Raw genomic sequence first — 23,206 nt, forward strand, 5'->3', positions numbered from 1 at the left:
TCGAGTCGATAAACGTAAGGCCCGCTTCCCTTCCGGGAGGCGGGCCTTCGTCGTCGGTAGCCGTGACATACCGAATCAGAGCGGCTGGTGGTTTACGCTCGGGATATGCCGACAGCCCACCGTGGTTCGCAGCTCGGAGAAGTGATCAAGGCGTATATGAAGACCCGCGGTCTCACGACGCATGATGCGATGGCTCGGGTTCTCGGTGTCGAGCGGAGTCTTGTAACGAAGTACGTGCAGGGGTCGAGGACCTGCCGTGATGTCGAACAGCTTCTGCGCTTCGCCGAAGCCATGGAAATCGCTCCAGAGGTCTTCGGTTTGTCCGGTAATGCGCACAGTCCGCACTGGAGTGCCGATATCGCCGAGTGGAAGGTGATCCGGCAGACGCTGAACCGGAACCGTCACGCGTTGACCTCAGTCGCTGCGCACATGTATTGGGATCCGGTTCGAATAGAAGGTACGCGTTGTCTGTCTCGTCCGGGCTGGCTGGCAGCCGAACCTCTGGATCTCGATGCTGTCCAGCTCGACCTGGCCCCCGACGTGGACGAACCACTGATGAACGGCGGCGAAGTCGAAAGCGAGACGGTGCGACCCGTTCGTGTCGATGGGCCGCGATACGAGCGTTATAGCCAGGCAGTTCGGGCGATTGCCCAACCCGCACTGTTCGAAAATCGCACGTCGTACAGATTGCTCGATGCTGAATTCGACCAGCGCGGCGGCCGGATGCGTTTCGGTCTGACAACCTATTTCGACATGCTCGATGTCTGCGAGGCGCTGGCGCACGAGACCGCTGCGGCATGGGTCGCGTCGGGTAGTCCTGATCGTCTCGACCTTGGGGAACTACCGTTCCGGCAGCGAATCGGTGATTTGTTCGATACAGGTCGCCGGGCGCTGCTGCCCAGTATCAATACCTTGACGATCCGCAGGGGAAACGATGGCGACACCTTCTTCCTCCACCGCAGAGGACAGGGATCGGTGACCCTCGCAGCGGGTTTGAGTCACATCATTCCCGCAGGGGTGTTTCAGCCGGCGGCCGTCGGCCCTTGGAATGTCGCACGAGATTTCGATCTCTGGCGAAATATGCTCCGAGAATTCTTCGAAGAGTTCCTGGATGCGCCGGAGCATGACGGCAGTCGCGGTACATCAGTGGATTATGCGGAGGAGCCTTACGCTCTATTGTCTCGAGCTCGCCGAGATGGAGGAATCCGAGTGTGGTGCTTCGGGGTGGGTTTGGATCCGCTGGCCCCGGCCGGTGAAATTCTGACAACCGCGGTATTCGACGCGGAGACATTCGATCGAGCATTCTCGGGGATTGTATCCCAGAACGCCGAAGGTGAGATCGAAACAATCGGGGACGGTACGCTCGGAACGCCATGGACAGCGGACAATGTGCGGCGTGTGCTGAACCACGAGCCACTGGCCCCCGCTGCTGCCGCCTGTATCGCGCTCACCTGGCGGCATCGGGCAATGCTGCTTCCATAGTGCGAGTATGGGCACGTGCGTATTCTCGTTACCGGAGCAAACGGCTACCTGGGTCGTGCGGTCGTCGACCGGCTTATATCGGCTGGGCATGAGCCGGTGGCAATGGTACGAACAGAACGGACGTTATTACCTGTCGAGGTCCGGATATCAGATCTGCTCGACGAGAACAGTCTTCGGAGAGCCCTCCATGAAATAGATGCGGTGGTACACCTCGCCGGTCTTACCCGGGCACGGGAATCGACAGTAGACCCGCTCTCGTACTTTCGTGTCAACACCGGCGGAACGGTCGCTCTCCTGGACGCCATGGAGGATGCCGGAGTCGCCCGTCTGGTCTTCGCGTCCACCGGCGCGGTATATGGAACCCCGGATCATCAGCCGATGACCGAGGAGTTGCCCGATGCGCCGCCACACCCATACGCCGCCAGCAAACTTGCGGCCGAGCTGGCAATCGAAGCTCAAGTACGTACGGGCCGTTTGTCTGCGACCATCTTGCGGTTGATGAATGTGGCCGGCGGGTTCGACTCCGACCCGACCCGTCTCGTCCCTCGAGCTCTGGCGGCCGCAGCCGAATATTCGAAACTGGAGGTAAACGGCGACGGTAAAGCGGTTCGAGACTATCTGCATCTACAGGACGCGGCTGCTGCTTTCGGTGCGTGCCTCGAAAAGCCTCCGCCACTGGGCGAAACCGAGCGGTACATCATCGGCAGCGGACACGGGACCAGCGTTCTCGATGTTGTCTCCGCAGTTGAGAACTGCGTCGGCCGTCGAGTTGAACTTGTGCATCGGCCACCAGCGCCCGAGCCTGCAGTGCTCATCGGGGACCCGTCCAGAGCTATGTCCGCACTGTCGTGGAGCCCCCACCGTTCCGACATCCATACCATTGTTCAAGACGCAGCCAGGCACCGAGATGCGGCCACTGGCGTGACCGAAGGAAGCAGTGGACCGTAGACCGCGTGACAAATTGTCACAGCCAGGAAGCTGAATGCGTTGCGACTCTTGATCCATGAACGATGTGCCGGAACGGCTGCAGCTTTCAGAGGTCCATTCGATCCTGCGTGAAGTCGGATCGGCCGACGCAGTAACGATGTCGCGGATTGCCTCGGGACTGCGGGATCAAATTGCCCGCGCGCCGAGGTTACAGGATGAAATCGATGGTGTGGTTGCCCGCTACCGTGCGGCGCAAACCGATGCGCGGCCACGGTGTTATGGCCCGACTGAATCGACTGGGACGTAGCGATGACGCCGGGCGAGAGCGTACCTGCTGTGTCGTATTTGCGTGTCGACCTCAGCGGCGAAGGCCTGGAACTGGATGAGCACCGGATGAGGCGCCTGTCCATTCGTTTCGGCTACCATCTGCGGGAATTGATACGCACCGATGCTTCCCACTCTCACCGTTTGGTGACGCTGGAAGACCGAATCAGATTGCACCGGGCCGAAGCGGTTTTCATCCCGTCCGTCAACCATCTCGACGGTCAGTTATCGCGAATCGTTGCGCAGGCGGACGTAATAGAACAGAACGGCGAGACCTACGCCAGGTGGTTGCCGATTATGGACATGCTGGGCGATCTGCTCTTCGGCCGCCTGGCGTCACAGCGGTGCGAGACCGGACGGAACCCCCATGGACTGGAGGTCGGCTCGACGCAGAAGCTGTGGCCACCGGAGTGAACAAAGCCGAACCCCTACGCCGCCGTATCGCGACACTGCCGAGCGCCTCCGACCGCCCACGGGACAGTGCCGCACTGCCAGTCTTCCACAGTCGGCGCTCATGCAAAGTCGACGAGATGCGCGCCGATATCTACCGGCAGATCAAGCATAGGTCGGCTCGCCGGTGATCGTCGTCGTCGATATCTCTGCGCTGTCCGCCGTCCTTCGTCGTCGGGTGCCCGGATGGTCTGAAGCGGAGCGGTGTGTGGGTACTGAACCGGAGGTGGTAGGTCCGTCCAGTTGGCTCGGTAGGAGGGCGCGGGTTCGAGGCTTCGGCATGATGACCCTGTGGACGAACTCCTGGTATTGGTCAACGGGTTGCCGGGTGCTGGAAAATCGACGCTCGGCCGGTCCTTGGCGACGACGTTGGATGCCCAGTTCTTGTCGAAGGACGCGGTGAAGGAAGCGCTGGCGGCATGCGTCGATGACGCGGAGGCGGTTCCGGAGTTGGGCGGTGTCGCAATGGATGCTGTGTGGGCATTGGCGTCAGCGGTCCGACGGTCCGTCGTGATCGACTCGTGGTGGTTCAAACCCCGTGATCTGCGATTCGTCGTGGCCGGCATTGAACGGGCTCGGGTCGACCGTGTGGTCGAGGTGTGGTGTCGCGTACCGGCCGAGATTGCACGGGCACGGTATGAGGCGCGTTGCAGGCCGGCTTTCTTTCAGGACAGTCAGCGTCTTCGCAACCACTGGGAGACGTGGGTTGAGCATGCTGAACCACTCGGGATCGTGCCTACCGTGTGCGTCGACACCACCGGGCCGGTCGACTGCACCGACCTCGCGGCGCGAATAGAACGGGCGGCCCGAGTGTGGCGATCGACCGACCTCAGGGCTTCTGGACCGAATGCCGATAGCCCGCCGGGGCTACGTGGCACCGACGCAAGGCCCTCGCTCAGGCTTCGTCGGGGTGAGTCACCGGAACCACTGTGACGAGGCCGTCCAGCGCGCTGAAATCTTTCGGGTTCACCGTGTAGAGCGGAATACGGTGGGCCGAGGCGATCGCGGCGATCATCAGGTCGATTCGGCGCGGCCTAGGATTGCGCCCTGCTTGTAGGACGGCAGCCACCAGGTGGCCGTAGCGGCGGCCGGCCGCCGTATCGAACGGGAGCGGATCGAACTGCGCTTCGGCATTCTGGAGTCTTTCGATGCGTTCGGCGCGTTCGATCGGGTCGTCGGTGTAGTGCGGTCCCGCCGCGAGTTCGGCCATGGTGATCGTGCTGACCGAAATCTCGTCGGGAAGTTCTTCGGGGATCAAGCGACTGATCAGAATCAGGACATTCGTATCGACGAGACCCCGGCCCGGCGTCGTCATGCGCCTGATTCCGCACCGAACTCACCACGTCGATAGGCGCGGTCGTACGGGTCGTAGAGCGAATCGTCGATGTGCCGATCCAGATCCGCGGGATAGTTCTGCGACGACGACAGATCGCCGAAGGTGGACAGGGCCTCTGCCCTGGGCACCGACACCCGGCGCTTGGCGTGACGGTGGGGCACCAGGTCGGCGACCGGCGAACCGTCGACTGTGACCGTGTAGGACCGGCCGGCCTTGACCTCCCGGAGAACGCGGCTGACCTCATTGCGTAGTTCGCGCTGTGGAATCTCGGAGAACTCGGCTGCCGATGTCATACATCTGATACTAGCCCAACTGCTACGGGCTTGCTACGCAAAAGCTACAGGTGCCTTAGGGTGGTATGCCGCGACCTCATCGTTGCTATCGGGCGGTTGGAGCGGTGCTTCCGATACTGCTCGCCCCAGGATTCGAGTAGTCCGGCCACCGGTCGCAGGTGCCTGCCGATCTCGGTGAGGTCGTATTCCACCTTCGGCGGCACCTCGGCGTAGACGGTGCGGCGGATCACCCCGTCGGCTTCGAGTTCGCGGAGTTGGCGGGTGAGCATGCGCTGGGTGATGGTGGGCATGGCGCGGCGTAGTTCGCCGAAGCGCATGGTGCCGTCGAAGAGGTGGTTGACGATGGCCATCTTCCATTTGCCGCCGACCACTTCCATCGCGGCTTCGATGGTGCAGTAATCCGGTGTGTTCTCGATCATGTGAGTCCGCTCGGCATGCATTAGACCTCCATCCGTATACCGGATGTGCCTACGACACATAAAAGACCGTACTCGTCGGGATTGCCGGTAGCGCGGAATCCGTTCCCGAACCAGTTGTCCAGTGTGTACGAGGAGATTCCCGTGACTGTCCATCCCGTCCTTTCCCCTGCACGAGTCGGCGATCTGCGGCTTTGCAACCGAGCCGCGGTGGCTCCGATGTCGCGGGTCAGTACCGCGGACGACGGTGTGCCCACGGCGACCATGGCCGAGTACTACGCGCGGTTCGCCGCGGGTGGATTCGGGCTGGTCATCACCGAGGGCACCTAAATCGATGAGCGATTCAGTCAGGCATATCCCGATCAGCCCGGGATCGTGACCGCGGAACAGGTCGAGGGCTGGCGCCGGGTGGTCGACGCCGTGCACGGGGCGGGTGGAAGTATTGCGCTGCAGTTGATGCACGCCGGAGCCCTGGTCCAGGGCAACCGGCACAGCGAGCGGACGATTGCGCCGTCCGCGGTGCCGCCGAAGGGCGCGAAAATGCCCGCCTACGGCGGTGAGGGTCCGTTCGCGTTACCCGAGGCGGCCGCCCGGGCAGATATCGGTGACCTCATCGAGGGGTTCGCGTTCGCGGCCGGGCAGGCTCGGGCGGCCGGATTCGATGCGGTGGAGATCCACGGCGCCAACGGGTACCTGATCGATCAGTTCCTGACCGAATACACCAATCTGCGTGACGACGAATACGGCGGTGACGCTGCCGGGCGTGTGCCGTTCGCAGTGGAGGTGGTCGAGGCGGTACGGGCGGCGGTCGGAGCCGGGTTCCCGATCGGGCTGCGGCTCTCGCAGACCAAGGTGAACGATTTCGGTTACCGCTGGTCCGGGGCGGCGGAAGCCGAGACGATTTTCCGGGCGGTCACCGCTGCGGGAGTCGACTACCTGCACCTCGCCAGCGAGGGACGGGACTGGTACGAGACCGCCACCTTGGACACCGGCGAACGATCACGCGACTGGCCAGGAACGTCACCGGCCTTCCGGTTCTGGCGAACGGTGGTATGCACGCACCGGAACTGGCGCGGACGGTGCTCGACGAGGGCCATGCGGACGTGGTGACACTCGGCCGGGGCGCGCTGGCGAATCCGGATTGGCCGCAGGTGATCGCCGCGGGTGAGCGTCCCGCGGAGTTCGATCGTGCATTGCTGACTCCGATGTGATGCTGGCAAGCCAGAAATCCTGGAACGCACGCGTCATGGCGACCGCTGTGTGATCCGATAGCCGGGTGGCGACCATCGACGAAGCGGCGATTCCCGCACGAGCGCGGCTGGCGGCCGGTGCGCTGTTCGTCCGGGGAAACGACATACTCCTGGTGCACAAGGTCTACGGGAACGGCTGGGATATTCCCGGGGGCTATGTGGAGCCAGGCGAGGCGCCGAGTGCCGCGTGTCGTCGCGAGGTCCGGGAGGAACTCGGGTTCGACCGGCGGCCCGGGAGGCTGCTGGCCCACGATTGGGCACCGAGCTCCGGCGAAGGCGACAAGATCCTTTATGTGTTCGACGGTGGCGAACTCGGCGCGGTCGCGGGTTCGATCGTTCTCCAGGCAGCCGAGCTGGATCGGTGGGAATGGGTCGATATCGGCGTAGTCGGTGATTTCGTGGTGCCGAGGTTGGTTCGCCGGCTCCGCCGAGCACACGCCGCCAGGTCGAGTGGGGCGCCGGTCTACCTGGAACACGGTGAGCCGGAGCGGGTTCCGGACGGCTTGCCCGGAACGTGAGATGGGATCGCGCGGGGCGAAGCGAAGACCGTTGACCTGCTTCCGGACGATATCGGCGACGACGGTGCAGCGGGCCGACCGCACGGGCATCGGCTGTCCAGGACAGGACGGTCGTGCGTGAGACGGCCGTTGCCGTGGCGGTCGAGGAATGTGAAATGTGATATAGGGGAGGGCGGTTGATCGAGCGGGGAGGGGTGGCGCTACGGTGTACGGGCTATGAGGGACGCTGCGACAACGATTTCGGGGGCCTGGCGGAGCGAGGACGGAACGGCGGTCGCCTTCCGTGATGCCGCAGTGGCCTGGGCTATGGCCGCTCATGAAGTGCTGGCAGAGACCGCGACGGAGTACGGGTACTTCGTCACGGTGCAGGAGCTGGCCGAGCGGGTACAGGAGATGTCGGGGGTGCGTACCGACGCACCGACCCGCACCTGGATGGACGCGATTCTGCGAAAGGTGGCCCGGCGCTGCCACAACGCCGGCGAGCCGCCGCTGACGGCGCTGTGCGTGAAGCGGAATCTGAAGGTGAGCGACAGCTACAAGTATGTGCTGGAGCTGGCCGCGCTGCCGGTGCCGGCGGATATCGAAACCCACGCCGCGTATGCCCGCTGGGCCTGCTATGCCGCGCACGGTGCCGATGTTCCCGCCGACGGCGGCACCCCGCCGCTGATTTCGCGAGGCGGGTCGGCCAAGCGCTCCAGTGGATCCGTCGCGACCCGGCCGGCGCCGCCGAAAACGGAATCGCGGACGGTCGTGTGCAAGAGCTGTTTCATCCAGCTGCCCGCCACCGGGATCTGCGAACACTGCTGACCCGCTCTACCTCAGGCGAGAGTCGTATGCCAGAGGACGGCGGCGGTCAGCGCGCCGGCGCCGTTGACCGCCCAGTGCAGGGCGATGGGGGCCAGTAGGCTGCCGCTGCGGTGGCGGAGCCAGGTGAATACGACCGCGGCGGCCGCGGTGGCGGCTACGGCGAGCAGGATTCCCGCGATCTGGCCGAGCAGGCCGCCGCCGAGTATCCCGGACAGGCCGCGGTTGCCGGTGGTGAGGCCGAAGGACGAGGCGATATGCCAGAGGCCGAACAGTAGGGACCCGGCGGCGAAGACACCGCGGGCGCCCCACAGCCGGTCGAGTGTGCCGTGCAGTACTCCGCGGAAGGCGAGTTCTTCCGGGATCACGGTTTGCAGGGGGATGACGATCATCGAGGCGATGAGGGCGCCGGAGATCGTGGCGTAACGGTCGGCGAGAAAGAACGGCCGGGTCCAGGGGAGGGCGGCGCCGATGGCGACCGCGGCCAGCACCACCCCGACAGCGGCGAGGGCGTATTTGGTTCCGGTGCGCCAATGCCGTGGGGACAGGCCCAGCTCCGACCAGTGCAGGCCCCGGCGGCGCATCAGCGCCAGCAGCACCAGGGCGGCGACCGGGACACTGACGATATTGGCCCACACCGTGGTGAAGTGGGCGATCAGGTTGGTGCAGACGAGTACGACCACCACGACCGCGACATCGATATAAGCGTGGATTTTATGCCGCGGAGCAGCCATTTTCTCGGGAACCGGGTGGAGCATTCGGCCCAGTGTACGGATCGGCCGGAACCCCTCGCAGGGACGTGCCGGGCGACCGCGTTCACCCGGCGGGACTCCGGATGCTCGATTAGCATATGCGGCGCGGCAAGGCTGCGAGCTTTAGCTTGCCGGCGGTACAACCAGCTGTTTCCGGGGAAAGTGGGTTGTGATGTCGACCGGCGATATGGACGCCGAGCGGCGTTCCGGCCGTGCCCGGTGGCGAGCGGTGGGGTGGCTGCTCGCAGTGATCGTACTGGTGGCCGTGGTGCCGGTGCTGGCCGGTGATCGGATGCGGATTCCGTATTACAGCCAGGAACTGGATTGGGCGTTGTGCAATACGCCGTCGGTCGATACTCCCGGTGTCGAATGCGCGGATGTGGTCGTCCCGCTCGACTACTCCGACCCCGACGGCCGCACCCTCACGGTGGTGATCTCCCGGGTACCGGCCACCGATCCGGATCGGCGGCGCGGAATCCTGATGTCGAACCCGGGCGGACCAGGGGCGGCGGGGTTGGACAGCCCGGCGCTGCTGGGGGATGTGCTGAGCCCTGATGTGCTCGCACAGTACGACCTGATCGGTATGGACCCACGCGGTATCGGTGCCTCCGATCCCGCGCCGCCCTGCGGCTGGCCGGTCTCGGAAGCCGTTCGGTCGGCTGGGCCGACCCCCGCGGGTTTCGACGAAGAGGTGTTGTTCGCCGGTGAGCTGGCGGCGGCTTGCCTGGACGGCGATATCGAGAAGCTGCGTCATCTCACGACCCGTAATACGGCGCGGGATATGGATCTGGTTCGCGCCGTGCTGGGCGAGGAGAAGATCAATTACTTCGGGTTGTCCTACGGGACGTATCTGGGGGCGGTGTTCACCGAGATGTTCCCGCACCGCAGCGACCGGATGGTGCTCGACAGCGCCATAGATCCGGACCGCTACTGGACCGGTCTCGTCCAGGACTGGGGCCCGGCCGATGAGATCGCCTTCGACGACTGGGCCCGCTGGGCCGCTGCCCGCAACGCCACCTACGGTCTGGGCGCCACCGCGCCGGAGGTCCGCGCGACGGTGGACGGGTTGTATCAGCGGACGGCGCGGGAGCCGATCGTGGTCGACGGCTACCCGATCGACGACCATATCTTCCCCTTCATCCTGCACAACCTGCTGCGCAGCTATCAGGTGAACGAAACACTGGCCGCGACGGTGCGCGATATCGCCGCCGCCACCGCGGGGGATACGCGGAGTTCCGCCGAATCCGGGCTCGCGGACCTGCTCGAGGCACTGTTCACCGGCGAGAACTCGGAACTGATGTTCGTTGCCTGCGGTGACGCCGATGCCCCGGACGACCCGCAGTGGTACCGGCGCAATATCGAAGCCACCCGCGCCACCCAGCCGCTGTTCGGGGCGCTCGCGAACAATATTCAGCCGTGCGCGTTCTGGCCGCCACCGGTGGAACCGGCGACCGTGGTGCGTAACGAGGTGCCGGCGCTGATCGTGCAGGCGACCGGTGACCCGCGGACGCCCTACAGCGAGGCGGTTCAGCTGCACCGGCACCTCAGCGGGTCACGGCTGGTGACGCTGCGCGATGTCCGCATCCACCTCACGTTCCGGCCCGGGCTCAGCAGTTGCGTGAACAACGCGATCAACGGCTATCTCGGCACCGGGCAACTCCCCGCCACGGATATCACCTGCACCCCGAATCAGCCGGCGCGATGACCGGAGACCGGCTCACCGGCCCACCCGTCGGGGTCGGTCCAGGCCTGTAGGGATCGCGTGGTTTCGAATCGCCGGGGCTCGCCGGTGCGTGGATCGGTGAATTCCAGGGTTGCCGCCAGCAGCTGGAGAGGGCGGCGGTAGTCGTCGAGCTGTTTATCGGTGATCACCGGGTAGAAATCGTCGCCGAGAATGGGGATACCCAGCGAGTTCATATGCAGGCGCAGCTGATGGGTGCGTCCGGTGGCCGGGTGCAGCCGGTAGCGGCCGAGTTCACCGCGCCGTTCGACGAGTTCGATGCGGGTGCGTGCGTTCGGCGGGCCCGGCACCTCCTGTGCCGCGAGGATGTGTTTCTCCTTGATGATCCGGCTCACCAGCTCGACCGGGAAATCCAGTTCGGGCCGTAATCCGGCCACGGCCTCGTATTCCTTGCGGACGTGTTGCCGCTGGAACATCGTCTGATAGGCGCCGCGGGATGCCGGGTCGATCACGAACAGCACCAGCCCGGCGGTCGCGCGGTCGAGCCGGTGCGCGGGTATCAGATCGGGCAGGTCGAGTTCGCGGCGCAGCTTGACCAGTGCGGTCTGCAGGATATGGCTGCCGCGCGGGATGGTGGCCAGGAAGTGGGGCTTATCGGCAACCAGGATGGTGTCGTCGCGGTAGACGATCGGGATATCGAACGGGACCGGGTGTTCGGTGGGGAGGTCGCGATGGAACCAGACCGCGCCACCGGGGACGTAGGGGGAGTCGAGGCCGAGCGGGCCGTTCAGGTCGACGATATCGCCGGCCCGCAGCATCTCGTCGATCCGCGCCGGTTCCACGCGGGGCAATCGGTGGATCAGATGTTCGCGCAGGCTCGGCCAGTCACCGTCCTCGGGGAGCCGTAGCCGGGCCGGGTCGAGCCCGTACCGCTTCGGCAGCGGGGGCTGCTGCCTTCGTCGCATCGTCGCAGCATAGTCGGCGCGACCTGGGCGGCTGCGGCGCGGACCGGCCGGCTACTTCCAGTAACCCTGGGCCTTGATCCGGTTCTTCGGGAGTGTGGCGCGCAGGGTTTTCACTACGGCGCGGGTGGTGGCGGTATCGCAGGCGACCCAGGCGAACGCATCCGTGGCGACCGTGAGCCCTTCGGCCGCCTCGCGGAGGGCGCGGCCGTCGTCGACGCGCTGGAGCCATGTCACCGTATGGTGCGGTTTGTTGCGTACGGGCAGTGTGGGGTCCGATTCGTACTGCCATTCCAGCCACACCCGCGCCGGGATGTCGCCGATCGCTTCGAGCAGGGTGTTCACCGCCGGTAGCGAGGCGCTGTCGCCGAAGATCACGTATTCGCCCGGGGTGTCGGCGGGTAGCTCGAAGTTCGAGCCCAGTACGGAGGTGTCGATGACCTCACCGGCCTGCGCCCGTTCCGCCCATTCGCCGGCCGGGCCGTTGTGGACGGCGAATTCGATGTAGAAGTGGTCGTTCTCGGGGTCCTGGTCGATCAGGGTGTAGCCGCGGTGGTGCAGTCTGTCGGTGTCGGCGTCCGGGATCCACAGCCGGATGAATTGGGTGGGGTGGACCGGATGGTCGTTCAGCAGCCCTCCGGCGGTGAAACCGATGCGGATGTATTTGTCGGTGATCCGCTCGGTGGAGGTGACCGTCAGCCGGTAGTCGTCGGCCCGCCACACCTTCATGATTACGCCATTGCTGCCTCTGCCCACGCAGGTTAGCTTAACCTAACTTCGAAGCCTTGTCGGGGTTTGTCGAGACTGCTAGCCGGGGCCTGCCGACGAGTCTGCTCGGATGTATCGGTCGGATCCTGTTCGCGCGACGCAGGTCGGGATGTTAGCTTAGCCTAAGCGAATTGCGGGATGAAAATGCGGGATGTCGATATGGAGAATCCCACTCTCGCAATGTAAGGTAAGCCTAAGCGCAATATGGTGTCAGGGTTCGGTGGTGACCGTGCCGAGCAGTGAAGCGGGAGCGGTGGTGAGCGATCCAGTGGTGATCGGTACCCGTGCGCTGCCCGCGCCAGGAGGTGACTGATGACCGTCGTCGACGATATCCGGGGAATCGATTCGCTCGTTGCCGCGAGCCCGACAGCCGGTGAACGGGAACGCATCCTCGGTGAATGGGCCACCGGTGTCGAACCGTACGACCTGTCCCCGCTGGTCACCGTGATCCGGCACGGTCATATGGTGCCCGGTACGCGCGTCGCGGCCCGCTGTGGTGGCGATGTGGTGACCTACGGCGAACTGTTCGGCCGGCGCGACGGTATCGAAGGAGTCCGGGGTTCGTCCGCACTGCCCACGCCCACCGGATTCGCCGCGCTGCTCGCCGAATTCGTCACCGCCTCCCGGGTCGGTGCCGGGCGCTTCGGTTGCTCCGGCCTGCTGCTCGGCGCCGATGCGCTCGCCGTGGCCGTCGCCGATCGTCGAGGTGTCGCCGCCGACCGCCGGCTGCGCCGGGTGGACCCTGCGATGCGCCCTGCCGATGTCCGGCTGCTGGCGCTGCCGTGGGGCGATCCACAGAACACTGCCGACCTGTTGGCGGCCTGGTCTTCGGGTGCGACTGTCGTGGTGCCGACCGAAGCGCAGCGCCGTGACCCGGTCGCGCTGGCCGCACTGATCGAAACCCATGCGGTATCGCAGATCGTCGCTGACGCCGAACTTCCGATCCGGCTGGCCGAATGCGGGGCGGACCGGTTGCCGACCGTGGCGCGCTGGGATCTGGTCGGCACCACGGGCGGATCGGCACTGCCGGAAGCGGTGCGCCGGTTGTCGCCGGATGCGGTGGCAACCATCGCCTATCACGCCTCGGCCTACCTGGGTGCGGTCGCACGGGGGCCGTTGGCGGCGACCGCCTGGACCCGTCCGGTGCCCGGTGCGAAAGTGTTGCTGCTGGACGAAGGCCGGTTGGTTCCGCCGGGTGTCGTCGGTGATGTCCACGTCGGCGGCCGTGCGCTGGGCACCGAATTCGCCGGTGGTCTCGAACGTGAGCGGTTCGTCGGTGATCCCTATGACCCCGGCGCGCGTCTGTTCCGGACGGGTCACCGGGGTTGGTGGACCTCCGAGGGCCGGTTGATCATCGAATCCTGAGCACGGCTTGCGTGGGTCGGGCCGGATGCGGTTTGTCCGCACTGCGTGGGTGATTCTGCTGTAGTCGTGGGCGCCGCCGACTACCAGAGTGCGTGCGGCAGGCCGGTTTCATGGTGGTCGGTCTCCGTGGCTGCACAGGGGGTCGAAGAACCGGGCGCGCCCCCGGCGGTGTTCCCGCCGAATCGGGCGGCCGGGCTTTCGCCGGTGCGGGTCGGCGCGGCCGGGATAGTGCGGCCGTAGTGCATCGCTCTCGGGCTGTGCCGCTGTGGCAGTTGATCCGCGGTTGTCGCTGTAGGTATTCGCGCTGTTCACAGGGTATTCGGTCGCGCTGCTGCGCTATTTTCCGATCGGACCGAGGGTTTCGCGAGGCAACCTCATGTAAGGTAAGCCTATGCGAACTCGGGTGGCCGGACTGTCCCGTGCGACAGGCGCCACCGTGTAGAACGCGACGCCATCGGGCTGTCGGGAAAGTGGGAGAACCAGTGGACAGACTTCTGGTGGTCGGTGCCGGGCCCAAAGCCATGGCGGTTGCCGCCAAGGCGTATGTGTTGCGTGAACTGGGTCTGCCGGCGCCTCAGGTCACTGTGGTGGAACCCAATGCGGTGGGCGGGAATTGGCTGGCGGCCGGCGGGTGGACCGACGGCCGGCACCGGCTGGGGACCAGCCCGGAAAAAGATATCGGCTTCCCGTATCACTCGACCTGGGCGCGCGGCCACAATCACGCCGTCAACCAGGCCATGATGGCCTTCGGGTGGACGGCCTTCCTGGTCGATCGCGGCACCTATGCGGAATGGGTGGATCGTGGGCGGCCGAGTCCGGAACACAATTTGTGGGCGAAGTACCTGCAGTGGGTGGCGCGTAAATCTGGGGTGGAGGTGGTGCGCGGCCGGGTGCGCACCATTCGTGCCGAGGGGGCCGGCTGGCGGGTCACCGTCGAAGGAGTGGACGGGGTAACCGCCGAGATCGACGCGCGGCGGTTGATGGTCACCGGTCCGGGTGACAGCCGGCGAGCGCTGGCCGAGCATCCGAAGCTGATGAGTATCGCCGACTTCTGGGATCTGGCCGGCCGGCGGAAACTACCGCCGTCCTCCCGGGCCGCGGTGATCGGTGGGGGCGAGACGGCGGGTTCGGCCATGGACGAACTGGTCCGTCATGATGTGCTGACGGTGTCGGTGATCTCGCCCGCGGCCACCATCTACACGCGGGGCGAAAGTTATTTCGAGAACTCGCTGTTCAGCGATCCCGCCAAATGGCGGGCGCTGAGCGTCGCCGAACGCCGGGATGTGGTGCGGCGGACCGATCGGGGCGTGTTCTCGGTGCGAGTGCAGGAGACGCTGCTCGCGGATAACCGGGTGCATCATCTGCAGGGCCGGGTGGTCCGGGTGGCCGATCAGGGCGACGGGGTGGCGCTGACCCTGCGCAACGAATCCCGGCCCGATCAGACGCACGCTTTCGATCTGGTGGTCGACGCGATCGGCGGTCAGCCGCTGTGGTTCCTGGACCTGTTCGACGACGAGGTCGCGGATCTGTTCGAACTGGCGGTGGGCGGCCCGGTCACGCAGGCCCGGATCGAGGCCGTGATGGGATTCGATCTGGCGGTCGAGGGTTTGCCCGCGAAGTTGTACCTGCCGAATATGGCCGGTCTCGCACAGGGGCCGGGGTTTCCGAACCTCAGTTGCCTGGGCGAACTTTCCGACCGGATCTTGGCGAGTCCACCGGCACCCGCGCGTGCGGCGGCGCACTCGGCGCTGCCGGAACACGTCCGGACACACTGACAGTCCAACTCTAGGCTAGGCTTGCCTTACTTTTACCCAGCAACAAATAGATGAGGTTCGTTGATGCGTATCGTGTCGTTCGGGTTCCAGACCTGGGGCCGAAAGACTCTGCAGGCGCTGATCGATTCCGAGCACGAGGTGGTGCTCGCGGTCACCCACCCCGCCAGTGAGGATTCCTACAAGGGGATCTGGTCGGATTCGGTGGAGGAACTGGCCCGCGAACACGGAATCCCGGTCCATCTCACCGAACGGGCCGATACCGAGACGATCGACCTGGTCAAACGCGCCGAACCCGATGTGATCGTGGTGAACAGCTGGTACACCTGGATGCCGCCGGAGCTGTACACCATGCCCACCCACGGCACCCTCAACCTGCACGATTCGCTACTGCCGAAATTCACCGGTTTCTCGCCGGTGCTGTGGGCCCTGATCAGCGGAGCCGACGAATTCGGCCTCACCGTGCACCGGATGGACGAACAACTCGACACCGGCGACATCCTGGTGCAGCATTCGCTACCCATCGGCCCGGACGCCACCGGCACCGAGCTGGTGCTCGCCGGAATGGAACTCATTCCCGGCGCGGTACACGAAGCGCTGGAAGCACTCGCTTCCGGTACCGCTCAGTGGCGCCCGCAGGACAAAGCCGCCCGCACCTACTTCCACAAGCGTTCCGACCGGGACAGCCGGATGGACTGGAACTGGCAGGCCGCGGATCTGGAACGTTTCGTGCGCGCACTGTCGGCGCCCTACCCCCGCGCGTTCAGCCACTACCGGGGCGAGCGGATCGAGATCCTGGAATCCGGTGTGTCGGCGGCCCGCTACGGCGGCACGCCGGGCCGGGTCATCGTGCAGGAGGGCGGCGGAGTCGTGGTCTGCGGTCCGGACGCCTATCGCGGTGACAACCATGGCCTGCTGATCACCCGGGTCCGGACGGCCGACGGTACCGAGTACAGCGGTGCCGAATTCTTCCGCCGCGGTGGGTATCTGACCGATACGCCGGAATAGCGTCCGCCCGGCCGGTGCCCGCGCACCGGCCGGAGCAGCCGTTCGAACGAGTACAGGGCCGGAGAGAATCATGTCGATCATCGCCAACGACGCGAACCGTGCGGCCCGGCCGGACGAAGGCGACGGGACTCTGCCGAACCGGTACCCGCTCTCTTCCGGCCAGCGGCGCGCCTGGTTCCTGCAGACCCGCGACCCCGGCGACACCGCGCTCAACCTGCCCGTCGGCTACCGGTTGCACGGCGCGCTGGACAGCGAACGGCTTCGCGCCGCCGTCCGGTCCGTCGTTGATCGGCACGAGATCCTGCGCACCACTTACGGACTGGAGTCGGACGGCGAACCGTATCAACAGGTGCGCACAGACCTGCCTTTGCAATGGCAGGAACACGATCTCACCGGTCTGGCGGCCGAACCCGCGCGCCGCCGCGCCGAGGTGTTCACCAGGCGGGCGCTGGCCCGGCCCTTCGATCCGGCAGCGGAAACACCACTGCGGGTGACGCTGATCCGCCTTGCCGCGAGCGAATATCTGCTGTTGCTGGTGGTGCATACGATCGCGTGGGACGACGAATCGGCCTCGGTATTCGCCGCCGACCTATCTGTCGCATACAACGGCACAGCCCTTGCGGCACAACCGGTCCGGTTCGCCGAACAGTCCGTCGAGGCGGCCGGAGGCGTTGCGGCAATCCTGCCGGTCCATGCGCCGACTGCAGAAGGCCCCGCCGGCGATACCGTGCCGCTCGACGGTCCGGAGTACTGGCGCCAGGCCCTGACTCCGCTGCCCGAGGCGCTGGAACTACCCGGTCGGCCGGTGTTGCGCGAGGTCGGGCCGGCAGCGGTCGACACCATGTCGCGGCCCCTGCCGGATCATCTGCTGGACCTGGCCCGGAAGGCCGCCACCGAATCCGAGACCGGCGAAACCACCGTGCTGCTCGCTGCTTTCGCTGCACTCGTTCACCGCTATACGGGCGCCGGTGATTTCCTGGTGGCCGTACCAGCCGATACCCGCGGACCGCAAACATCCGGGATGATCGGCTATTTCGGCAACACCGTACTGATCCGCGCGACCCCGCGTCCCGAACAGAGCTTCGCCGAATTCCACACCGGCCTCGCCGCCACGGTGGCCGATGGCCACGCGTATCGCCATATCGGCATCGACGAGGTGGTTCACGCGATCAATCCGGACCGCACAAGCGCACGGGACGGGCTGGAACAGCTGGCGCGGATCGGGTTCGGGGTACGGGAGCCGATCGCCGTACCGGAACTGGCAGGGGTGCACGCGACCCTCGAGATGTCCGGGTCGCCGGATGCGCGGGTGCCGCTGCGGATCACGGTGGTCCCCGACCGGGATCGGCCGCGGGTGGTTGCCGAGTGCCGGTCCGGGCAATTGGACCGGATGCTGGTCGAGCAACTACTCGACCACTATGTTCAGCTGCTGGACAGCGCGCTGCACGACCCCGCAGGCCGGCTCGGTGAACTCGACCTGTTCGGTGACCGCGACCGGGCGGCACTGCTCGCGCGATCGCACGGTGAACTGGTGCCCGAGGCGCCGGCGACGCTCATCGCGCTGGTGGAACAGCGCGTTGCTGCGGCGGGGGACGCCACCGCCGTGGTGGCGCCCGCAGCAGCGGACGGTGCGGATCTGGAACTGAGCTACCGCGAACTCAACAGCCGGGCGAACCGGCTGGCCCGCGGACTCGTCGCACAGGGGATCGGCACCGACGATCTCGTCGCCGTGCGGATCGCGAATTCGACCGAGTTCGTGGTGGCGGTGCTGGGGGTGCTGAAGGCGGGCGCCGCCTACCTGCCGATCGATCCGTCCTATCCGGACCAGCGGATCGACTTCCTGGATCGGGATGCGCGGCCACGGCTGGTGCTCGGCCGCGCCGAACTGGCGGCCGCCGAGGAGAGTGCGGCCGATCTGCCCGGCCACGACCTCTCCGATAGCGAACGGATGCGGCCACTGCGACCCGGCAACCTGGCCTACGTCATCTACACATCCGGTTCCACGGGAACACCGAAGGGTGTCGGTGTCGCACATGCGGCGATCGCCGACCACCTGCGCGGTTTCGGCGCCGAATGGGATATGACGGCACAGGATCGGTTGCTGCAGTCCTCGTCGGTCAGTTTCGACGCCTCCCTGCTGGATATCTTCGTCACGCTTTCGCTGGGTGCTTGCCTGGTGATTCCGAAACCCGATGCACTGCGCGATATCCCGTATATCTCGGAACTCATCGGCCGGTACGGGGTGACCGTGCTGCATATGGTGCCCTCGCTGCTGAGTACCTTCCTGCTGCTGCCGGAGGTGACCGAATGGCGTGCGCTGCGCCGGGTCCCGGTGGGCGGCGAGGCACTGCTCGGTGAGGTGGCCGATCGCTTCGCCGGGGTTTTCGACGCGGAACTGCGCAACCACTACGGCCCGACCGAGGCCGTCGTATCGGCCACCCATCTGACTGTGCGCGGACCCCAGGGCACCGGGATGGTCCCCGTCGGCGTGCCCAACCGGAATGTGTATGTCTACGTGCTGGACAACCGTTTACAGCTGGTTCCCGACGGTGTGCTCGGCGAAATCTACCTCGGTGGTGTCCAGCTGGCCCGCGGTTATCTGCACCGTCCCGGCCTGACCGCCGAGCGGTTCGTCGCCGACCCTTTCCTGCCCGGTCAGCGGCTGTACCGGACCGGTGATCTGGCGCGGCGCAACAGTCGCGGAGAGATCGAATTCGCCGGCCGCGCCGACGAACAGGTCAAAGTGCGCGGGCACCGGATCGAATCCGGTGAGGTGCAGGCGGCGCTGTCCGCGCATCCCGCGGTCGGGGCCTGTGCGGTGGTCGCGTTCCAGGAGCCGGTCACCGGAACGGCGCTGGCTGCCTACCTGGTGCCCGCCGCGGGCACTGTGGATGTGGCCGAAGTCCGTGCGTTCGCGGCGAGATCGCTACCGGATTACATGCTGCCCACCGCGTGGGCGGTGCTCGCGGAAATTCCTCTCACCGAACACGGCAAGCTCGATAAGCGGGCACTGCCCGAGCCGCGCCGGTTCGGAACCGGCCGGCGTCGTCCGCCGAGTTCGCCCACCGAGGTCCGGCTGGCCGGGTTGTTCGGCACACTCTTCGGTTGCGCGGATATCGGCGCCGACGATTCGTTCTTCGAACTCGGTGGGCATTCACTGCTGGCGAACCGGCTGATACTGCTGATCCGGGAGGAATTCGGCGTCGAGATCGATGTACGCGCGCCGTTCGACACTCCGACGGTCTCGGGGCTGGCGGCGCTCGTCGACGCGACACCGGTCACCGCGACGGGCCGGCCCGAACTGGATCGCCGGCCGCGGCCCGAACGAATCCCGTTGTCCTACAACCAGCAAGCGGTCCTCGCCGGTGGCGATACCGGTCCGGTTCGGCTGGTGGCCCATATGGACGGTCCGCTGGACCGGGAGGCGCTCACGGCGGCCTTTCACGATGTGTTCGAGCGCTACGAGATCCTGCGGACGGTTCCGGCCCCCGTGGGTGACGAGTGGTACCAAGTGGTCCGCTCGGGTCTGTTGCCCGATATGACGGTGATCGAGGCCACGGAGGAACAGCGGTCCGGGTGCGCACCGGCTGTCCGGTTCGATCGCGCGACAGAACCACTTCTGCAATCCCTGCTCTACGTTCTCGGCAAGGACCGGTATGTGCTGGAACTGACGGCCGACCGGTTCGTGGCCGACGAATGGTCGCTGCGGATCGTGCTCACCGATCTGGCCACGGCGTACCGGAGCCGCGCCGGTAACGGTTCGGCGCCCCGATGGCCGGGACCGGCCGTCGATTACGCCGACTACACGCTGTGGCAGTCCACGGTCGTCGAATCGGCGGGCCCCCAGCTGCAACAGCTGCGAGCAGGGCTGCGCGGCATGCTCGAACCTCCGCAGGTGCAGGTGACCTCACCGGCCGCCGAACCTGCGCGGTCGGTGGAATTCACGGTGCCCGGCGCACTGCGCCGCCGGTTGCGTGCCCACGCCGAGACGGTCGGTGCTTCCGAGTACATGCTCTATCAGGCTGTGGTTGCCGCCCTGCTGCACGCACTCGGGGCGGGCGTCGATATCGCGCTCGGCGCGCCGCTCTCCGGACGCGCCGACAGCGCGGTGGCCGAGGTGGCCGGGCCGCTCTCCACGGCCGCTGTGCTGCGCCACGATCTATCGGGCGACCCGACTCTGCGCACTGTCCTGGACCGGGCGCGCGGTACCGCGTTCGGGGTGTACGGCGGCCACGACATGCTGATCGACGCAATCGCGCCGGCCGTACTCCCGGGGCGCTCACCGTACGAACTGTGCCGGGCGGTCGTGGATTTCGGCGAACTCTGCCCGCCACAGCAGATCTGGCTCGGCGACGAGGTGGCCGTGCGGATCACCGACTCCGCAGCCGAGATCGCCCACCGGCTCGTCTTCGCGTTCGGCTCCACAGGTGACGGGGGTTTGCAGGTCACGGTGCGCGCCGAAGCCGCGCGGCACGACCGGCAGACCACCGAACTGCTGGCGCGGTACCTCGAAGAGCTGCTCACGACCTTCGTCGAATCGCCCGATATCCCGGTATCCGAGGCAGTCGCGCTCGACGCGCCGCGTGCCTTGTGGACGACAGACGGCGGCCTGACCCTGGAACCTTCCGGATCCTGACGCGAGCACCGCCTTCGGCGTGACACCGCCGTCCGGACAACCGGCGCCGGTACTGCCCGTACCTTCCTCGGGAGAGCACGAGGCGCCGCTGTCGAGGTCGGCTCGAATCTGCCGCATTCGGCCGGTCACGCGGAGATCTCCGTACCCGGAGCGGGGAGCGCGAACACTCCCCGCGTCGAGCTCACAGTTCGACCCGCTGGTCCTCCGGCAGGAACAGTGCGTCGGTTTCGACCACGCCGAAGGTCCGGTAGAACTCGGCGATATTGCGCACCACCTGATTCACGCGGAACTCGTCGGGGGCATGCGTATCCCCGTGGAGCAATCGCTCGACGTACTCCGGTGTCGATTTCGAACGCCAGATCCGGGCATACGACAGGAACATGGTCTGGTAGTCGGGCGGCGATACCCCCGCCCGCTCCTCGGCTATCCGGAAGGCGGTCAACGCGATCTGCAGACCGCGCAGATCGGCGAGGTTCTCACCGACGGTCAGTTCGCCGTTGACATGCTGGTCCGGCGCGAGACCCTCCGGCACCAGCGCGTTGTACTGGTCGACGAGTTGTTTCGACTTGGCGTCGAAGGCGGTGCGATCGGCCGGGGTCCACCAGTCCCGCTGGTTACCGTCACCGTCGAACTTCGACCCCTGATCGTCGAAGCCGTGCCCGATCTCGTGTCCGATCACCGCACCCACCCCGCCGTAGTTGACCGCGGGCACAGCGTCCTTGTCGAAGAACGGCGGCTGTAGGAACGCGGCCGGGAAGACGATCTCGTTCGCGGTGGGGGAGTAGTAGGCGTTCACCGTCTGCGGTGAGGCACTCCACTCCGATTTGTCCACCGGTTCCCCGAGCCGATCGAACGCCCGCTTCACTTCGAAATCGTTGATGGCACGCAGGGATTCGATCAATTTCCCGCGGGTGACCGTCAACTTCGAATAGTCCACCCACTTGTCGGGGTAGCCGAGCTTCAGGCCGATCTTGTCCAATTTCTCGATCGACGCCTGCCGCGTCTCCGGCGACATCCAGGTCGAATTCGTGAAGTTCTCCCGGTAGGCGGCCGTCAGGTCGTCGACCATGACCTGCACCCGCTCCTTGGCTTCCGGCGGGAAGTACTTCTCCACATACAGCTTGCCGAGCTGTTCGCCGAGATTGCCGTCCACCGTGCCGACCGCGGATTTCCACAACTCGGGCCGTTGCTGCAGACCGGACATGATCCGGCCGTTGAAATCGAAATTGGCGTCCGACAGTTCCTTGGGCAGGAACCGGGCGTAGGTCTGCAGAACCGCCAGTTTGAGATATTCGCGCCACACCGCGATATCGGTGGCGGCCCAGATCTTGCCGGCCTCGGTGACGAAGGACGGCTGGTTCACCACCAGTTTCGCGAACAGGTCGCGGGGGCGGTCGGTGATCCCCGCCAGCCAGGGCTCCCAGTCGTACTCCGGCGCCAGCCCGGTGGCTTCCGCCCAGGTCATCAGGTTGTAGGTGGCCTCGGTATCGCGGTTGCGCACATTGTCCCAGTGGGCGGCGGCGATCCGGGTCTCCAGATCGACCTGCCGGGCGGCGATCGCCGCGGGATCGGGGAGGCCCGCGCCCTTGGCGAGGCGTTCCAGATAGGTCCGGTAACCGGCGAGTTCCTCGGCGAACTGCGGATCGCGATAGTACTGCTCGTTCAGGCCGGTTCCGGACTGGCCGATCGACGCGATATAGGCCGAGGAATTCTTCCGGTCGATACTGACCCCGATACCGATCAGCCCGCCGATCGGCAGCCGCCCCATCACCTCCGCGAGGGCCGGCTTGTCCTTCGCGGCATCGATCTCGGCGAACATCGAATCCAGCGGCGTCAACCCGAGCTGTTCGATTTCGTCGAGGTTCATCCGGGCGTCGTACAGATCGCGGATCTGCTGGGCTTCGCTACCCGGCTCCGGATCGCTGATGCTCTCGACGATCTCGCGCAGTTGCGCCTGGGTGCGCTCCGCGGCCTCGCTGAACGCACCGTACGAGGTCTTGTCCGGCGGCAGCTGGTACTCACGCAGCCATTTGCCGTTGACGTGCCGATACAGATCGTCCTGCGGCCGGACCGCCGGGTCCGAGCCGTCCATGTCCACGCTGACCAGCCGCACCGGCTCGTCCTCGGAACAGGAGACCAGCCATGCGGCCGCGGGCACCAGTCCCAGCGCGACCAGGAACGAGCGGCGATCGAGCGCCACCCGACGATCCGAAGACTTCAACAGAACTCTCTCCCCGATGCGGGACCCGCACCTCGCTAGGCGAACCGGCCTCATGAGGCTACCGGCGGGTTCCGGCGTCGTCGCGCCGGACGCCGCGCACCACCCCGATTTCTCTCCGAGCTGCGGGTTCGCTATCCTTGACCGGTTGCCTGCGGGCCCCGAGCCCGCGATTCGGCCACGAACCCCCGGCGGTTGATCGTATAGATCAGATGAAACCGCTGGTAGGCGTGCGTTCGGGTGG

Annotated in this window: 19 protein-coding genes and 1 pseudogene; 13 read left to right on the forward strand and 7 right to left on the reverse strand. The window is 66.1% G+C overall.

Translation table 11 applies throughout. The features are described from left to right. Window positions 1-105: 105 nt before the first annotated feature. From ON22_RS03790 to ON22_RS35460, 5 genes are all read left to right on the forward strand, one after another. Window positions 106-1,482, forward strand: a complete 1,377-nt coding sequence (locus ON22_RS03790; RefSeq protein ID WP_033244242.1) for a helix-turn-helix domain-containing protein — start codon at window positions 106-108, stop codon at window positions 1,480-1,482. A gap of 15 nt (window positions 1,483-1,497) precedes the next feature. Next, window positions 1,498-2,430, forward strand: a complete 933-nt coding sequence (locus ON22_RS35455) for an NAD-dependent epimerase/dehydratase family protein (RefSeq protein WP_081595301.1) — start codon at window positions 1,498-1,500, stop codon at window positions 2,428-2,430. A 55-nt stretch (window positions 2,431-2,485) separates the two neighbouring features. Further along, window positions 2,486-2,716: a hypothetical protein gene (locus ON22_RS36505; RefSeq protein WP_156052296.1), complete on the forward strand. Its 231-nt coding sequence runs from the start codon at window positions 2,486-2,488 to the stop codon at window positions 2,714-2,716. A gap of 2 nt (window positions 2,717-2,718) precedes the next feature. Next, complete coding sequence (locus ON22_RS03800) at window positions 2,719-3,147, forward strand: hypothetical protein (protein ID WP_033244244.1); 429 nt, start codon at window positions 2,719-2,721, stop codon at window positions 3,145-3,147. Window positions 3,148-3,474: 327 nt separating this feature from the next. Beyond that, window positions 3,475-4,116: a P-loop nucleotide/nucleoside kinase family protein gene (locus tag ON22_RS35460; RefSeq protein WP_081595302.1), complete on the forward strand. Its 642-nt coding sequence runs from the start codon at window positions 3,475-3,477 to the stop codon at window positions 4,114-4,116. Here the strand turns inward: ON22_RS35460 and ON22_RS03810 are convergent. From ON22_RS03810 to ON22_RS03820, 3 genes are read right to left on the reverse strand one after another with little or no spacing between them, the layout of a single operon-like run. Further along, on the reverse strand, window positions 4,079-4,498 hold the full coding sequence (locus ON22_RS03810) for a type II toxin-antitoxin system VapC family toxin (protein WP_033244246.1): 420 nt from the start codon (window positions 4,496-4,498) through the stop codon (window positions 4,079-4,081). The two genes, ON22_RS35460 and ON22_RS03810, sit on opposite strands and share 38 nt — an antisense overlap. After that, window positions 4,495-4,812, reverse strand: coding sequence for a type II toxin-antitoxin system Phd/YefM family antitoxin (locus ON22_RS03815; RefSeq protein WP_033244247.1), 318 nt, complete (start codon window positions 4,810-4,812; stop codon window positions 4,495-4,497). The genes ON22_RS03810 and ON22_RS03815 overlap by 4 nt, the downstream gene beginning before the upstream one ends. A 44-nt stretch (window positions 4,813-4,856) precedes the next feature. Next, window positions 4,857-5,231, reverse strand: coding sequence for a winged helix-turn-helix transcriptional regulator (locus ON22_RS03820; RefSeq protein ID WP_174375548.1), 375 nt, complete (start codon window positions 5,229-5,231; stop codon window positions 4,857-4,859). 216 nt (window positions 5,232-5,447) lie between these two features. On the opposite strand from ON22_RS03820, the pseudogene ON22_RS03825 reads away from it, so the two are divergent. The 3 genes and pseudogenes from ON22_RS03825 (at window position 5,448) to ON22_RS03835 (ending at window position 7,803) form a co-directional block, all read left to right on the forward strand. Then, window positions 5,448-6,439 (forward strand): annotated as a pseudogene (locus ON22_RS03825) (oxidoreductase). A 65-nt stretch (window positions 6,440-6,504) separates the two neighbouring features. Further along, a complete protein-coding gene (locus tag ON22_RS03830; protein ID WP_051157120.1) occupies window positions 6,505-6,996 on the forward strand; it encodes an NUDIX domain-containing protein in 492 nt (163 codons plus the stop codon). A gap of 216 nt (window positions 6,997-7,212) precedes the next feature. Continuing rightward, on the forward strand, window positions 7,213-7,803 hold the full coding sequence (locus tag ON22_RS03835) for a hypothetical protein (protein WP_231508567.1): 591 nt from the start codon (window positions 7,213-7,215) through the stop codon (window positions 7,801-7,803). Window positions 7,804-7,814: 11 nt separating this feature from the next. On the opposite strand, the gene ON22_RS03840 is transcribed toward ON22_RS03835, so the two are convergent. Next, window positions 7,815-8,558, reverse strand: coding sequence for a CPBP family intramembrane glutamic endopeptidase (locus tag ON22_RS03840; RefSeq protein ID WP_051157121.1), 744 nt, complete (start codon window positions 8,556-8,558; stop codon window positions 7,815-7,817). 166 nt (window positions 8,559-8,724) lie between these two features. Between ON22_RS03840 and ON22_RS03845 the strand changes: the two genes are divergently transcribed. Further along, on the forward strand, window positions 8,725-10,257 hold the full coding sequence (locus tag ON22_RS03845) for an alpha/beta hydrolase (protein ID WP_231508568.1): 1,533 nt from the start codon (window positions 8,725-8,727) through the stop codon (window positions 10,255-10,257). Here the strand turns inward: ON22_RS03845 and ON22_RS03850 are convergent. Continuing rightward, on the reverse strand, window positions 10,242-11,198 hold the full coding sequence (locus ON22_RS03850) for an RluA family pseudouridine synthase (protein ID WP_033244250.1): 957 nt from the start codon (window positions 11,196-11,198) through the stop codon (window positions 10,242-10,244). The genes ON22_RS03845 and ON22_RS03850 overlap by 16 nt on opposite strands. A gap of 51 nt (window positions 11,199-11,249) precedes the next feature. Continuing rightward, entirely contained in the window at window positions 11,250-11,951 is a 702-nt protein-coding gene (locus ON22_RS03855; RefSeq protein ID WP_033244251.1) for a siderophore-interacting protein, read from the reverse strand. Between the two features lie 324 nt (window positions 11,952-12,275). Here ON22_RS03855 and ON22_RS03860 point away from each other — a divergent pair, with 324 nt between their 5' ends. The 4 genes from ON22_RS03860 (at window position 12,276) to ON22_RS03875 (ending at window position 20,744) form a co-directional block, all read left to right on the forward strand. Next, window positions 12,276-13,328: an AMP-binding protein gene (locus ON22_RS03860; protein WP_033244252.1), complete on the forward strand. Its 1,053-nt coding sequence runs from the start codon at window positions 12,276-12,278 to the stop codon at window positions 13,326-13,328. A gap of 482 nt (window positions 13,329-13,810) precedes the next feature. Further along, a complete protein-coding gene (locus ON22_RS03865) occupies window positions 13,811-15,103 on the forward strand; it encodes a SidA/IucD/PvdA family monooxygenase (protein ID WP_033244253.1) in 1,293 nt (430 codons plus the stop codon). Between the two features lie 63 nt (window positions 15,104-15,166). Further along, on the forward strand, window positions 15,167-16,108 hold the full coding sequence (locus ON22_RS03870; RefSeq protein ID WP_033244254.1) for a methionyl-tRNA formyltransferase: 942 nt from the start codon (window positions 15,167-15,169) through the stop codon (window positions 16,106-16,108). Window positions 16,109-16,178: 70 nt separating this feature from the next. Beyond that, window positions 16,179-20,744 carry a non-ribosomal peptide synthetase gene (locus tag ON22_RS03875; RefSeq protein WP_051157122.1) on the forward strand — a complete coding sequence of 1,522 codons (4,566 nt, stop codon included), beginning with the start codon at window positions 16,179-16,181 and terminating at the stop codon, window positions 20,742-20,744. 181 nt (window positions 20,745-20,925) lie between these two features. Here the strand turns inward: ON22_RS03875 and ON22_RS03880 are convergent, their stop codons facing one another. Further along, entirely contained in the window at window positions 20,926-22,944 is a 2,019-nt protein-coding gene (locus ON22_RS03880; RefSeq protein WP_051157123.1) for a M13 family metallopeptidase, read from the reverse strand. Window positions 22,945-23,206 lie beyond the last annotated feature (262 nt).

The sequence above is a fragment of the Nocardia carnea NBRC 14403 genome (assembly GCF_000308515.1).
GTDB classification, from domain to species: domain Bacteria; phylum Actinomycetota; class Actinomycetes; order Mycobacteriales; family Mycobacteriaceae; genus Nocardia; species Nocardia carnea.

Coding starts and splice junctions, on each gene's coding strand:
- ON22_RS03790 (WP_033244242.1), top strand. CDS start 106: ATGCCGACAGCCCACCGTGGTTCGCAGCTCGGAGAAGTGATCAAGGCG.
- ON22_RS36505 (WP_156052296.1), top strand. CDS start 2,486: ATGAACGATGTGCCGGAACGGCTGCAGCTTTCAGAGGTCCATTCGATC.
- ON22_RS03800 (WP_033244244.1), top strand. CDS start 2,719: ATGACGCCGGGCGAGAGCGTACCTGCTGTGTCGTATTTGCGTGTCGAC.
- ON22_RS03810 (WP_033244246.1), bottom strand. CDS start 4,498: ATGACGACGCCGGGCCGGGGTCTCGTCGATACGAATGTCCTGATTCTG.
- ON22_RS03815 (WP_033244247.1), bottom strand. CDS start 4,812: ATGACATCGGCAGCCGAGTTCTCCGAGATTCCACAGCGCGAACTACGC.
- ON22_RS03820 (WP_174375548.1), bottom strand. CDS start 5,231: ATGATCGAGAACACACCGGATTACTGCACCATCGAAGCCGCGATGGAA.
- ON22_RS03835 (WP_231508567.1), top strand. CDS start 7,213: ATGAGGGACGCTGCGACAACGATTTCGGGGGCCTGGCGGAGCGAGGAC.
- ON22_RS03840 (WP_051157121.1), bottom strand. CDS start 8,558: ATGCTCCACCCGGTTCCCGAGAAAATGGCTGCTCCGCGGCATAAAATC.
- ON22_RS03845 (WP_231508568.1), top strand. CDS start 8,725: ATGTCGACCGGCGATATGGACGCCGAGCGGCGTTCCGGCCGTGCCCGG.
- ON22_RS03850 (WP_033244250.1), bottom strand. CDS start 11,198: ATGCGACGAAGGCAGCAGCCCCCGCTGCCGAAGCGGTACGGGCTCGAC.
- ON22_RS03860 (WP_033244252.1), top strand. CDS start 12,276: ATGACCGTCGTCGACGATATCCGGGGAATCGATTCGCTCGTTGCCGCG.
- ON22_RS03870 (WP_033244254.1), top strand. CDS start 15,167: ATGCGTATCGTGTCGTTCGGGTTCCAGACCTGGGGCCGAAAGACTCTG.
- ON22_RS03875 (WP_051157122.1), top strand. CDS start 16,179: ATGTCGATCATCGCCAACGACGCGAACCGTGCGGCCCGGCCGGACGAA.